Source organism: Bacteroidota bacterium, assembly GCA_016183775.1.
In the GTDB taxonomy this organism is placed as follows: domain Bacteria; phylum Bacteroidota; class Bacteroidia; order JABDFU01; family JABDFU01; genus JABDFU01.
Window position 1 is genome coordinate 1 of sequence record JACPDY010000056.1, and the last position, 13699, is coordinate 13699.

Annotated in this window: 11 protein-coding genes; 8 read left to right on the top strand and 3 right to left on the bottom strand. The window is 40.4% G+C overall.

All coding sequences use genetic code 11. The annotated features are described in order from the left end of the window. Positions 1-346 precede the first annotated feature (346 nt). From HYU69_07125 to HYU69_07145, 5 genes are all read left to right on the top strand, one after another. On the top strand, positions 347-1918 hold the full coding sequence (locus tag HYU69_07125) for an NAD(P)/FAD-dependent oxidoreductase (protein ID MBI2270116.1): 1572 nt from the start codon (positions 347-349) through the stop codon (positions 1916-1918). Further along, positions 1905-3680 (top strand): hypothetical protein, encoded by a 1776-nt coding sequence (locus HYU69_07130; GenBank protein ID MBI2270117.1) that lies wholly within the window; start codon positions 1905-1907, stop codon positions 3678-3680. The genes HYU69_07125 and HYU69_07130 overlap by 14 nt, the downstream gene beginning before the upstream one ends. Before the next feature lie 495 nt (positions 3681-4175). Continuing rightward, positions 4176-4655 (top strand): IS200/IS605 family transposase, encoded by a 480-nt coding sequence (gene tnpA / locus HYU69_07135; GenBank protein MBI2270118.1) that lies wholly within the window; start codon positions 4176-4178, stop codon positions 4653-4655. A 110-nt stretch (positions 4656-4765) separates the two neighbouring features. Then, on the top strand, positions 4766-6121 hold the full coding sequence (locus HYU69_07140) for an FAD-dependent monooxygenase (GenBank protein ID MBI2270119.1): 1356 nt from the start codon (positions 4766-4768) through the stop codon (positions 6119-6121). Continuing rightward, complete coding sequence (locus tag HYU69_07145; GenBank protein ID MBI2270120.1) at positions 6118-6438, top strand: hypothetical protein; 321 nt, start codon at positions 6118-6120, stop codon at positions 6436-6438. The genes HYU69_07140 and HYU69_07145 overlap by 4 nt, the downstream gene beginning before the upstream one ends. A 97-nt stretch (positions 6439-6535) precedes the next feature. On the opposite strand, the gene HYU69_07150 is transcribed toward HYU69_07145, so the two are convergent. Both HYU69_07150 and HYU69_07155 read right to left on the bottom strand, forming a co-directional pair. Next, positions 6536-6766, bottom strand: coding sequence for a DUF1653 domain-containing protein (locus HYU69_07150; GenBank protein ID MBI2270121.1), 231 nt, complete (start codon positions 6764-6766; stop codon positions 6536-6538). 140 nt (positions 6767-6906) lie between these two features. Beyond that, a complete protein-coding gene (locus HYU69_07155) occupies positions 6907-7548 on the bottom strand; it encodes an MBL fold metallo-hydrolase (protein ID MBI2270122.1) in 642 nt (213 codons plus the stop codon). Positions 7549-7644: 96 nt separating this feature from the next. On the opposite strand from HYU69_07155, the gene HYU69_07160 reads away from it, so the two are divergent. The 3 genes from HYU69_07160 to HYU69_07170 are packed head-to-tail and all read left to right on the top strand — an operon-like array spanning position 7645 to position 12678. Further along, positions 7645-11082 (top strand): PD40 domain-containing protein, encoded by a 3438-nt coding sequence (locus HYU69_07160; protein ID MBI2270123.1) that lies wholly within the window; start codon positions 7645-7647, stop codon positions 11080-11082. Positions 11083-11112: 30 nt separating this feature from the next. Next, a complete protein-coding gene (locus tag HYU69_07165) occupies positions 11113-11475 on the top strand; it encodes a sulfite exporter TauE/SafE family protein (protein ID MBI2270124.1) in 363 nt (120 codons plus the stop codon). 3 nt (positions 11476-11478) lie between these two features. Continuing rightward, positions 11479-12678, top strand: a complete 1200-nt coding sequence (locus tag HYU69_07170) for an amidohydrolase (GenBank protein ID MBI2270125.1) — start codon at positions 11479-11481, stop codon at positions 12676-12678. A gap of 130 nt (positions 12679-12808) precedes the next feature. Here HYU69_07170 and HYU69_07175 read toward each other — a convergent pair whose 3' ends face one another. Beyond that, positions 12809-13699: a PKD domain-containing protein gene (locus HYU69_07175; protein MBI2270126.1), complete on the bottom strand. Its 891-nt coding sequence runs from the start codon at positions 13697-13699 to the stop codon at positions 12809-12811.

Genomic DNA, 13699 nt, shown 5'->3' on the forward strand with positions numbered 1-13699 from the left:
CACACTCTCTTTGATGTGTATTGTTTTTGCGAATGACATATTGTTATATTTATAGTTTAGTCCAAAAATAATAAAAAAATCTATTCTGCAAATATTGGACTGAATTTTATTTATAATTGGTATTAGAAGTTTGGAACACAGAAGCCGAAACCTGCAATAACAATAAGGTAAACAAATAATTTTCCATTGCATATAAATTTAAAGCCCGGTTGATAGCCGGGTTTTTATTGGATATAATTGAAAATGCATTTTCCTGATCTTTCCGTGTGATCGAAATGGCCTCTCTGGTATTTTTTACAAAATAATCTGACAGTATATTTAAAACATTTCCCGAAATTGCATCAATATGCCCGGAAAGAAAATAGCTCTGATTATCGGTGCCGGTCCGGCCGGTTTAACTGTCGCGTATGAGCTATTGCAACGCACGGAGATAAAACCCATTATCATTGAATTGACAGATGGTGTAGGAGGTATATGCAAAACGGTCAATTACAAAGGAAACCGAATAGATATAGGCGGCCATCGTTTTTTTTCCAAGTCCGACAGGGTTATGAACTGGTGGCTGAATATTTTGCCGCTTGAAAAACTTAATGATGCGCACGCAACAATAGCCTATCATAATAAAAGCCGGGAAATATCGGCTACTATTTTCGCACCCGATCCGGAAAAAGAAGATAAAGTGATGCTGTTGCGCAAACGCAGCTCCCGCATTTATTTTCTGCGAAAGTTTTTTGATTACCCGATTACTTTGTCGCCAAAAACTCTTGCCCAGCTTGGTTTAGTAAGAGTGCTTAAGATCGGAGCCGGTTATTTAAAAAGTATTTTGTTTCCGATAAAGCCAGAAAAGAACCTCGAAGATTTTTTTATTAATCGTTTCGGAAAAGAGTTATACCTTACTTTTTTCAGATCATATACCGAAAAGGTCTGGGGTCGTTCCTGTACTGATATCAGTGCTGAATGGGGACATCAGCGCATAAAGGGATTATCAGTATCCAGATCAATTGGGCACTTTCTGAAAAGCATACTCTCCTCTGAAAGTGATATCCGCCAAAAAGAAACAGAGACCTCACTCATCCAGCAATTTTTGTATCCTAAATATGGTCCCGGACAATTGTGGGATGAAGCAGCGGCACAGGTGAAGAGTAGGGGAGGAGAACTTTTGCTGAATCATACGATCACTAAAATCTCAACATCTGGCAACCGGGTTGCATCCGTTGTTATTAAAGATCTTTTGACCAATATAACTACTGAACTAAAAACAGATCATTTGTTCTCAACAATGCCAGTGAAAGAGCTGGTTAAAATGGTAAACCCTGCTGCTTCTCCTGAGATCAGCAGAGCTGCTGAGGGATTGCATTACCGCGACTTTATTACTGTGGGCTTGCTTGTAAAAAAATTAAATACGGCCAACCCTTCATTAAAAGATAAACTGGCCGATAACTGGATATATATACAGGAGCCTGATGTTAAGTTGGGACGATTGCAGGTGTTCAATAACTGGAGTCCTTATATGGTTGCGGATAGGAACAGCTATTGGCTGGGCCTCGAATATTTTTGTAATGAAGGGGATCCGCTTTGGCAAATGGATGATAAAGAAATGTATGCATTCGCCATTGAGGAATTGTGTAAAATCGGGATCATTAAAAAGGAGGATGTGCAGGATGGAACTGTGATACGCATGCCAAAAGCATATCCGGCTTATTTCGGCACCTATCCTGATTTTGATGTGATCCGTAAATTTACGGATGGGTTTGAAAATCTCTTCCTTATTGGGCGCAATGGCATGCACAAATACAACAACCAGGATCACTCTATGCTTACCGCTATGGTGGCCGTTGATAATATAGTTGGTGACATCACATCAAAGGAAAATATCTGGGCGGTGAATACGGAAGAAGATTATCATGAAGAGAAATAGCACCCAGCCGCTGGCACAAATGTTAAACCCACCGGATATAACACCAACTCAGTCATCAAATCAGCGCACAATGCAGCCGGGTTTGCTGACAACTTGGTATAAGTTTATAGAAACATTTACAAGGTATTGGTTTGTTTTTCTGCTCTACCTGGCAGTAGGTGTTGTGCTGATTCATTTCCTGCGATTTTATGTTGACGGTATCGATATGCTCAACTATATAACCGTTTCTGAAAAATATGTGAGCGGCAATTTTTACGATGCCATTAATGATTACTGGAGTCCGATGATCCCGTGGCTGCTCATCCCTTTTATTTCATTTGGTGTTGATCCATTCTTCGCTTTTCATATTCTGCAATTACTTATAGGGCTGTTTACAATAAAAGTTTGCATTGAATTGCTGGAGCCCACTCGAATTAATCAATGGATGAAACACGTACTTCGTTTTTCATTTATTCCTTTAATACTCAGTTATGGCCAGTTGTATGGCAGTCCTGATCTGTTGTTCCTTACTGTGTTGCTGTATTATCTTAAAACACTTATCAGTGAAAATTATTCAGGTGATCATACTTATGGTTTAAAAGCCGGAACTCTGGGTGGATTTCTCTTTTTAACCAAGGCATTTGGCTTTCCCTTTTTTATTTTTCATTTTACCATTGTTAATGGTATCTATTGGTTCAAAAATAGGAACGGTAACGGTAGAAAGATCATCGTAAGAAATTTTATCGGCGGGTTCTCGATGTTTATATTGATTGCTGGTATATGGGTCGCGTGCATGTCGTGGAAGAATGAGGCGTTTACAATAAGCGGAAGCGGTAAGTATAATTTTGCGCTTGTTGGTCCCGAATATTGTTTCAGGCCGGAGTGTTATTTGTGTCATCCCGCACACGAGCAGGGCTTGTTTAACCCGGCCAATGCTACAGCGGTGAATAGTACAGAATCCCCTTCTCTTTTTCATATTCATACCTGGAGTCCGTTTGCATCCAACGATAATTTCAGGCATTGGCTCAAGGTTATTCGCACAAATATGGAAAGTGTTTATTATTTCGATTTCAGACGACAGATCGGGATTGTGTTGTTAATTACATTTTTAATTTTTATAATTACCTCCGGCAAGTTCAGGGCGTTGCCTTTTCCGGCATTCATATTATTTGTATCCTGGATTTTGTACGATTTGGGATACATTTTCGTGATCGTTAATCACCGGTATATATGGATGAACACCATAATTTTTATTCTGTTATTCGGTTTTCTGCTTGAAAGTTTATCGTTTAAAAATAAAAGGATTTACATAGTGGGTACTGTATTGTTTTTTGGTTTCGTATTCTTCCTTGTAAAACGGCCGGTGAAAGAGGTGCTCCTGTTAAAGGACAGGGATTCCAGTATAAAAAAGATGGCAGACTTGGTATTGCATCCTCTTAATACGATCAGGCATTCTGTCGCGCCGCACATTCATTTGTTCAAACTGATAAGTGCATTAAAGGAACGGCAGGATATGATAGGCCGTATCGCTAATCAAAAGCGCGCATTGACAGAGGACTATAAAAACACAGCCATCATTTCATATTACCTCGGCAATAAACATTATGGAGAACTTACGGACGCAATTATTCAGAGGGAAGGCTATACGCAATTGCGTGATTTTAATATTGACCTCTATTATTCCTGGAGAAATTTAACCAATGTGGACATGACGTTTATCAGGCCCCCGGTTTATACAGATACTATTTCCGGTTTGTATATTTACAGGGTTTCGACGAGGTAATGTTTCGGTGCGCTGCACCTTTTGAATTTGAACAGGTCGGTTTCTACAGATATTTTGGTGCGCTGCACCTGTATTTTATATAAGAATATGATTTGGAATATTACGAGTGTTGCGAATCAATAATATGAATATTTATACCGTAGAGCCACGAAATGTTCGTTGGATCTGATTTTAAAAGATAGAATTTGGAATTTCCGTAATATGTGGATTAAGAACTGAGGGCATTAAAGCGTCAGAATGGCGAAATATTTGTTTGGATTAATTTTTTAAAAAATAGATTTTGAATTTGCATAGTTCGAGGATTGAGAAATAAAGACATTAAATCATGAGAGCGGCAAAATATTTGTTTGCAATTAATTTTTACAAGAGTGGATTTTGAATTTGCGCAGTACAAGAATTAAGAATAAAGACATTAAAGCGGCAGAGCCGCGAAATATTTGTAGTAGGAAACAAACGTCTCATTAATGAAGGTGCAGAGCACCGAAACATAAAATAATGGCAAACACATATACGCAACTATACATTCACATCATTTTTGCTGTTAAGAACCGAAGTACCCTGATTAAGAAGGTTTGGAAAGAGGACCTTGAAAAATACATTGCCGGAATTGTTCAAAACCACAGACATAAATTATTGGCTATTGGGACAATGCCGGATCATATTCATATTTTTATCGGTTATAATGTGAATCAATTGATACCTGATCTTGTCGAAAATATAAAAACATCGAGTAATGATTGGATCAGGAAAAATGGATTGACAAAGTTTAAATTTGAATGGCAAAAGGGTTATGGTGCATTTTCACATTCTCGTTCCCAATTAGATACGGTTGTCAGATATGTTTTGTCACAGGAACAGCATCATAAGAAGAATTCATTCCGGTCTGAGTATTTGGAACTGCTGCGTAAATATGAAATAGAATTTAAAGAGGAGTATGTTTTTGAATTTATGAAGGGTGTAAATGGTTGGGAGTAATTTTGGATACTTCGGTGCGCCGTACCTTAATGTATTTTGTGAATACCTGTAGAAAAGAGGTCTAAAATTAAAGAGGTGCAGAGCACCGAAACATAAAACAAACTAGGAATATGAACTCAAAAAGAACAACCATAATAGGAGCAGGACTGGTAGGTTCATTACTATCGATCTATTTAGCCAAACGTGGCTATAAGGTTTCCGTTTTTGAACGCAGGCCCGACATGCGTAAAAATCGTATTTCGGCGGGGCGTTCGATCAATCTCGCTTTATCCGATCGTGGCTGGCGGGGGCTTGAAGGGGTTGGTATTTCCGATGAAATAAAAAAAGTGGCCATACCAATGAAGGGACGCATGATCCATGCTATTGATGGGAAAACAAATTTTCAGCCCTATGGAAAAGATGAACAAGCTATTTATTCTGTGTCGCGTGGTGGGTTGAATTGTGTTTTGATGGATCTGGCTGAAAGGAACGGAGTTGAAATTCATTTTAATGAAAGGTGTACAAGCATTGATCTCAAAGTGTCCGCTGCTCATTTTGAAAATGCGGAAACGAAAAAAGGTACTACCCAAAGCGACGGTAGAATATTCGGAACGGATGGCGCGTTTTCCGTGGCGCGTACTCAAATGCAATTGTCGACTGACAGGTTCAACTACCAACAGTTTTATCTTGAGCATGGGTATAAGGAGTTAACTATACCACCCACTGTTTCGGGCGATTTCGCGATGGAACAAAATGCGTTACACATCTGGCCGCGCGGCAATTTTATGCTGATCGCTTTGCCAAATTTGGATAAGAGTTTTACCTGCACTTTGTTTTTTCCATTCGAGGGTGAATATTCTTTTGCATCGCTGGATACGAAGGAAAAGATGCTAGCCTTTTTCAAAAGGACTTTTCCTGATGCGGTGGCTTTGATGCCCACACTTGAGCATGATTATTTTGCGAACCCTGCATCTTCGCTGGTTACGGTAAAATGTTTCCCCTGGAGTTATGGTGATAAGATGCTGCTGCTGGGTGATGCAGCCCATGCTATCGTCCCGTTTTATGGACAGGGAATGAATTGTGGATTTGAGGATTGCGTTATTTTAAATGATCTGATGAGTAAGCATAAGGAAGATTGGCAAAGTATTTTCAAAAATTTCGAGGCGCAACGCAAGCCCGATGGTGATGCCATTGCCGATCTGGCCATTGCTAATTTTGTGGAAATGCGTGATAAAGTGGCGGACGCTAAATTTGTTCTTCAGAAAAAAATAGAAGCCCGTTTCGCGGGTAAATACCCCGATAAGTGGATCCCATTATATACAATGGTTACGTATAGTCCGCATATCCGTTATTCTACAGCGTTAAAAGAGGGCTACCGTCAGGAGGGAATCATGCAAAAGATCATGAGTATACCCGGAATTGAGAATAAGTGGGATAGTGAAGAAGTGGAAAGTATGATCTTAAAACTTTGTGATAGTGTTAAATGATCTACCAAAATAAACTGCTCGTTATCCGCATTCTTTTCGAAAGTACCCGGAAACAGCCGATCTATGGTGCGCTCAGGCCGCAGGCGTATATGCAGGAGACCGGTAATTATAGCAGCAACCTGCGTTTCAGTATTTTTAAAAAGGAAATAAAACAAGGACAGAAGGTTGTTTTTGAAACCATACTTGAATCGCCCGTTGGATTTGGGGAGCATTTACGTGAAGGAGCTCTTCTTATTATAAAGGAAGGACTTGATACAATTGGTAAAGCTATTTTGCTGGAAGTGATCGGGTATTTTGATGAGGTGAATAAGAAATAAGATTCTCTTACGCTCACGTGGACTTCGCTCAGTGTGCCATCGCACGTTTGTTAATAATAAGTGAGTTCGAATAAGTGTGGGATTAAATAATATTTATCTACTCCACAAAAGTAAACCTTAAAACTTTTTTCCCTTCTACCTCAACATGTTCCCCGAACATTTTTTTGGGTCGCACCCACAGGTTTTCGCCTTCAGATTTATATAGTGCTTTATAAAGAATAAGTTCTTCAAGTGTTTCGCTGTGACGTACACTGCTGATTACCTCATATAGGTTTCCTTTATAATGGCGGTATATTCCGGGTTTTATTACTTTGCTTTCTTTTTCCATTTTTGTTTTCTAAAAAACTAAAATTTCTGTATTGGGTTGGAAAATCTAACTAATGGAACGCAGATTATTATGATCATTCTGATTTACGCTGATCAAATCTTAATTGATCATAACGATCATAATAATCTGTGTTCTGTTTTTTATTGTTGCAAAAACGGGTTGTTCATCCGCTCAAAACCGATTGTTGTTACCGGCCCATGCCCTGAGTGAACCGAAAAATCATCAGCCAATGGCATCAGCTTGTTATTGATACTGTCTATAAGCGTTTGATGGTGTCCGCCTGGAAGGTCGGTACGGCCAATGCTTCCATAAAATAAAACATCACCCCCGATAATAAATTTTTGTTTATGACTGACAAAACAAATGCTTCCGGGCGAGTGTCCCGGTGTAAATAATATATCCAACGCTGAACTGCCGAATTTCACTACATCGCCTTCTTCTAAAAATTTTTCAGGTTCCGGTGAAGCCTCGGCATTTAAACCATAAACTCTGGCAACAGTTTCAAGTGAATGTAAAGTCTGTAGGTCCTTTTTATGAATTACCGGTAACAAACCAAATTTTTCAAAAACAAATTTATTCCCAACCACATGATCAATGTGTCCATGTGTGTTCAGCAAAAATTTTGGAATTAGTTTTTGCTTGCTGATAAAATCTGCCAGCATGTTTCGTTCCCGGTCATCATAACAACCCGGATCGATGATAACACATTCATTTGTTTCATCATACAACACATAGGTGTTCTCCTGGAAGGGCCCGAATGTAAATGCTTTAATGGTAATCATAACGCTATCAATAACTTATTGGGTGCTAAGTTACGCATTATGCCCTTTTATCTTATAAAGATGTTTAGTATCTTAGTAAGCTTATATTTACATGAATTGAACTTTCTTATTAAATATTTTTCTGCCTCTTCCCGTCTGTATAAACTGCTTATTTCAGGGGTTTTTGTCCTGTTTATTTCTGTTTCCGCTCTCGGTCAGTTTTATTATGGATCTCAAATGGATTTTGGGAAGAATCGCTTACAGTATAAAAAGGATCTGTATTGGACCTATTCGGCCTACAACCGCTATGAAGTATATTATTATGAAGGTGGTAAGGATATCGCTAATTATGTTGCCAAATCGGCTCAAAAAAATCTTGTTGAATTGGAACGGATGTTCGATTACCAGTCCGATGAACGTATACAATTCATTGTTTACAATAAACAAAGTGAGTTCAAGCAAAGTAACCTGGGCCTTGCAAATGATGAGCAGTATAACATTGGAGGGGTAACCCGCATTGTCGGAACCAAGGTGGTTGTTTATTTTGAGGGCGATCACCAGAAACTTGAGGAGCAGATTAGGGGAGGAATTGCTGAGGTGCTCATCAATCAGATGATGTATGGAGGTAATTTAAAGGACATGTTTAAGAATGCCACATTACTTGCCCTGCCCGAGTGGTTCATGAAGGGGCTCGTGTCGCATGTGGCGAATAAATGGAATGCAGATGTTGACAACAAGGTTAGGGACGGGATATTGAACGGACGTTACAATAAATTTAACAGGCTCACAGGTGCCGACGCACTTTATGCAGGACATTCTATATGGAACTATATTGCCGAAACATATGGCGATGGTGTTATTTCGAATGTATTGTATATGACGCGCGTCAGCCGTAATGTGGAAAGCGCTTTTCTTTTTGTACTTGGGGTTTCAATGAAAAGCCTCTCGCGCGACTACCTGGCCTATTACCAGCTCCATTACGATGATCAGGATAAAACAAAATCGTTGCCAACTCAGGTTCCTGTAGTTAAAAAGCCCAGGGTTACACGTGTTTATACGCAGGCTAAGATAAGCCCGGATGGCAATTACATGGTTTATGTTACCAATGAACTCGGGCAATATAAAGTGTGGCTGCAAAATTTAAAGGAGAGTAAAAAACCAAAACGAATTATTAAATCGGGCCACAAGCTTGATCGCATCAATGATTATTCATATCCCTTGCTCGCCTGGCATCCCACCGGTTTGCTGTTCTCAATTATTACCGAAGAGAAAGGCGAACTTTATTTAACTCAATACACATTGGAGACACGCGATAGAGCGAAACGCACTATCATCAATTTTGATAAAATACTTGATTTTTCGTATTCAGATGACGGAAAGAAATTTGCCATGTCGGCTGTACAAAAGGGGCAGAGCGATATTTTTGTTTTTACTGCTGCGTCAAACGGGTTTGAGCAGATCACCAAAGATATTTATGATGACCTTAACCCGCGATTCGTCCATGGTTCAAAGGAAATTGTTTTCAGTTCCAATCGCCCCAATGATACGATTCGTTTTGAAACAGAAAACAATTACAAGGCCAATATGCGGCCTACGAAAGATCTGTTCGTGTTCAATTATATTTCAAAAGCAAATACGCTTCGCCGGCTTACAGATACTCCGACAATCAATGAGACCAATCCTGCTGATTACGACAGCCTGAACTATTCTTTCGTAAGTGATCAGAGTGGTATCCGGAATAGGTACATCGCTCATTTCGACAGCGTGATAAGCTATGTGGATACATCGGCGCATTACCGTTTTGTGGTTAGTGGCCAACCCGTAACTAATTTTTCACGAAACATTATTGAGCAGGATATTAATGTCAAAGCGAATAAGTATGTAGATATTATTTATTCGAATGGGAAGTACTGGATGTATTCCGGCAGTATAAGTCCTGTAACCGCTTTGGTGCCCCTTGAGTTGAAGAATACAGCTTTCCGGGATGACAGGCTCAAGGAAGAGCGTAAGGGTCCGCAAAAAAAGACAGAGTCACAGTTAACTATAATCCCTGTGGAAACATCACCGGTAAAAATATCCGAAACGCTGCCTGTGAAGAGAGATAGCGGATATGTAGACATTAATAATTATACGTTTGAAAACGAAAAGGGAAGATCGGTTCAAAAGAAAGAAGAGGTAAAAAAGGAAGAGCCTAAGCCTCCCCTTATTGTTGTTCCTCCCGCGGTTATGACGGATTCTATAAGGGCAATAGCAAAGCGCGATTCCCTCAAAAAGGAATTTAAATTGTCTCCGCAAAAGAATTATTATATCAACTTTGCCACTGATTATGTTGTAACCCAGCTCGATAATAGTTATCTGAACTCTTCGTATCAGAGGTTCACCGGCGGAGGAAGTCCTGTTTACCTGAATCCCGGTTTCAACGGTCTTTTTAAAATTGGACTCAGTGATCTGTTTGAGGATTATAGGATAGTATCCGGTATTCGTTTAGGTACCAATCTCGACAATAATGAATATTTCATGAGTTATGAGAACCGCGTACATAACCTCGACAGGCAGCTTGTGTTGCATCGTCAGTCTTTTCAAACGGTTGCAGGGGGTTCAATGGTTAAGCTTTTAACACATGACGCAAAGTATTCGTGGAAATTGCCGTTCAGTGAAGTGGCCTGTATAAAGGGAACTGCCACTTTGCGTAATGATCGTACGGTTTACCTGGCAACAGACCAACCCGCACTTCAGAAAGATTACATTTATGAAACATGGGCTTCAGGTAAAGTTGAATATATATTCGATAATACGCTTAACAGGGGGTTAAATCTGTTCAACGGTACGAGGTTGAAAGTGTTCGCGGAGTATTACAGGAGAATTGATCGTTCAAGTTCTATTCTTCCTTCACCAGTGCTGGCCATGCTGGGTGAAAAAAATTCGGCAGCAGTGAAAGATGATGGTACCGACTTTGTTGTCGCGGGTTTTGATGTGCGGCATTACCAGAAAATTCACCGTAATCTGATATGGGCAAGCCGTATAGCAGGTAGTACCTCTTTCGGAAAACAAAAGCTGGTTTATTATATGGGCGGAGTTGATAACTGGTTTTCGCCCCGCTTCGATAATTCCATTAACATTGCCACAGATCAAAACTACGCGTACCAGACACTGGCAACACCTGTTCGCGGCTTTTACCAGAATATCCGTAACGGGAATACCTTTGTTGTGCTGAATAATGAATTGCGTTGGCCCATCTTTAAATATTTCTTCAACCGTCCTATTCGTTCCGACTTCATTAATAATTTTCAGATCATAGGCTTTGGTGATCTGGGTACAGCCTGGACCGGACCTGATCCATACTCTTCCACAAATTCATTGAATACCCGCATAGTTAACAGGGGGCCGATCACTGTTACAATATCATCGAAGCGGGAACCATTGGTGGGTGGATATGGTTTTGGTTTACGGAGCAGGATCTGGGGTTATTTTGTGCGTGTTGATTGGGCGTGGGGTGTGGAGGACAGGATAATATTGCCGCGCATACTTTACCTTTCATTTAGTCTGGATTTTTAAAAACACAATCTGTTGAACAAATCTCTTAATATGAACACGATAATTATTTTATTATGTGTTGGCCTTCTTGCCGGCATACTAAGCGGTATGGTTGGTATTGGCGGCGGGATCATTATTGTTCCCGCATTGGTTTATTTTTTAGGAGTAAGTCAGCATACCGCGCAGGGAACAACCCTTGCCATGTTTTTAATGCCGATCGGGATTTTGGGCGTGTTCAACTATTATAAGGCAGGGCATGTGGATGTTAAAACCGCATTGATCATTGCAATAACCTTTGTATTGGGAAGTTTTGTCGGCTCAAAAATTGCCATTGGTCTCGATCAAACTATGGTGAAAAGGATCTTCGGAGTTATTATCCTGATCATCTCCATTAAAATGATCTTAGGAAAATAGTTTATGTCTGATTTAAAAGAACGCGTCAGATCATTGGCTGCTCAATACTTCAAAGAAGTAGTTGAGATAAGGCGCCACCTGCATGCCAATCCCGAACTTTCGTTCGAAGAGTTTAAGACCTCCGCTTTTATTGCCTCCAGGTTAAAGGCATTCAATATTCCGTTTACGGACGGTTATGTTAAAACCGGGATCGTTGCATTAATAAAAGGAAAAAATCCGGACAAAAGGACGATTGCACTCCGTGCTGATATTGATGCGTTGCCGATCAAAGAAGAGAATAAAGTTCCTTACTGTTCAACCAATCCGGGTGTTATGCATGCCTGCGGACACGATGTACACACATCCTCTTTAATTGGTTCTGCAAAAATATTGAATGAGTTGAGAAATGAATTTGAAGGAACTGTTAAACTGATCTTTCAGCCTGGCGAGGAAAAACTTCCGGGTGGCGCTTCATTAATGATAAAGGAAGGAGTGCTTGAAGATCCAAGACCGAAAAGTATTTTGGCTCAGCATGTATTTACTTCTATGGAAGCCGGGAAAGTGGGTTTCCGCAGCGGAATGTATATGGCATCTACGGATGAGTTATATGTAACTGTAAAGGGTAAAGGTGGTCATGCTGCAATGGTGCGTGCGTATATCAGTCCGCTCCTGATCACTTCTGAAATTTTGCTTGAGTTGAACAGGGAGTTTATGCTTACTCCGCAAAAGGATAATATTCCTACAGTTTTAGCTTTTGGAAGAATGATCGGGAATGGTGTAACAAATGTCATTCCTAATGAAGTTCAACTGGAAGGAACTTTTCGCACCATGAATGAGAATTGGAGAAAAGAAGCACATATAAAAATGAAGAATATTGCTGAAAGCATAGCGAAGAAATGGGGTGGAACATGTGATTTTAATATCGCTACGGGTTATCCGTTGTTGACCAATGATGCGCAAACAACAATGCGGGCAAAGGAATCAGCAATTGCCTATTTAGGAGCGGAGAATGTGGAGGATCTTGATCTGCGCATGACCGGTGAAGACTTCTCTTATTATACACAACATATACCTGCCTGTTTTTACAGATTGGGGACCGCCAATAAGTCAAAAGGAATTACTTCAGGAGTTCATACATCCACATTCGATATCGATGAGCGGGCCCTTGAAACGGGCATGGGACTAATGACCTGGATCGCGTTGAACGAATTAAAAGGCAACTGAGTTTATTTGCCACCAATCAGCGAAGCTTAGGGTGCAGTCAGATTTACATTCACACTGCATCCCTGCCTACCGTAGCAAAGGCAAACGCGACGGCAGGCAGGCGTTTTTATCTAAATTTAACAGAAGTCATTTACGGCGCTGTTAAATTAACATTCACACTGCATCCGTTCTTATCTTTAATATTTATAGTGTAAGCTCCCGGACAAAGATGATTTTTGTACCTTCTGTCATATCCATCGGGCCACGAATAGGAGTAGGGGCTTGTGCCTCCGCTTGCGTTTACCATTGTCCATTCTTTACAGCCACAACTTATACAGGAGGCTGTGCCTTTGGAAAATAATGCCTTTAGTGGCGGAGGTGAAACTATTGATGCGGTAGAGATGGCTGAACATCCTTTAGAATCAGTAATTGTGACGGTGTAGATTTGAGACGTGAGATTTGAAATTTGAGATGCTATACTGCCATTGCTCCAACTATATGCATAGCCCGGTGTGCCATTTCCGGGGTTGCCGGTTGCCGTTCCATTACTACTCCCGCTACAGGTAATATTGGTAACCGTTGTACTTGCAGTAACTGCAGGATTTACTGTTACGACAGCTGTTGAAGTTGAGCTGGTACCGTTTTTATCTTGTATTGTCACTGTGTAAGTAGTGGTTGTAGCCGGGCATGGATTGATATTCTGTGTTGAGCTGCCATTGCTCCATGAATAAGTGTATGGAGTAGTGCCACCTGTTCCTATAGAAGTTACAGTAGCGCATTCGCCCGGGCAAATTGGGGTGCCGGCTGCTGTTACAGTTGGGGCAGAACAATTAATTACAGTTACTGTACTCGTTACAGTTGCTGTACAGCCCGCATTTGTAACAGTATGAGTAATGCTATAAGTACCTGCGCTTAAAAATGTATAAGACCAGTCAACTGTGGTGCCTGTTACCCCATAAATTTCTTTAATGGTCCAGGAGTGAGTTACGCCGGAACCAGAAGATCCTGTGTTTTTAAAATTTACAGTATTGTTTATGCACAC

Bases quoted from the DNA above. Each gene is read 5' to 3' on its own strand.
- HYU69_07125 (MBI2270116.1), top strand. From the start codon at position 347: ATGCCCGGAAAGAAAATAGCTCTGATTATCGGTGCCGGTCCGGCCGGT.
- HYU69_07170 (MBI2270125.1), top strand. From the start codon at position 11,479: ATGTCTGATTTAAAAGAACGCGTCAGATCATTGGCTGCTCAATACTTC.
- HYU69_07150 (MBI2270121.1), bottom strand. From the start codon at position 6,766: ATGGAAAAAGAAAGCAAAGTAATAAAACCCGGAATATACCGCCATTAT.
- HYU69_07130 (MBI2270117.1), top strand. From the start codon at position 1,905: ATGAAGAGAAATAGCACCCAGCCGCTGGCACAAATGTTAAACCCACCG.
- tnpA (MBI2270118.1), top strand. From the start codon at position 4,176: ATGGCAAACACATATACGCAACTATACATTCACATCATTTTTGCTGTT.
- HYU69_07155 (MBI2270122.1), bottom strand. From the start codon at position 7,548: ATGATTACCATTAAAGCATTTACATTCGGGCCCTTCCAGGAGAACACC.
- HYU69_07140 (MBI2270119.1), top strand. From the start codon at position 4,766: ATGAACTCAAAAAGAACAACCATAATAGGAGCAGGACTGGTAGGTTCA.
- HYU69_07165 (MBI2270124.1), top strand. From the start codon at position 11,113: ATGAACACGATAATTATTTTATTATGTGTTGGCCTTCTTGCCGGCATA.
- HYU69_07145 (MBI2270120.1), top strand. From the start codon at position 6,118: ATGATCTACCAAAATAAACTGCTCGTTATCCGCATTCTTTTCGAAAGT.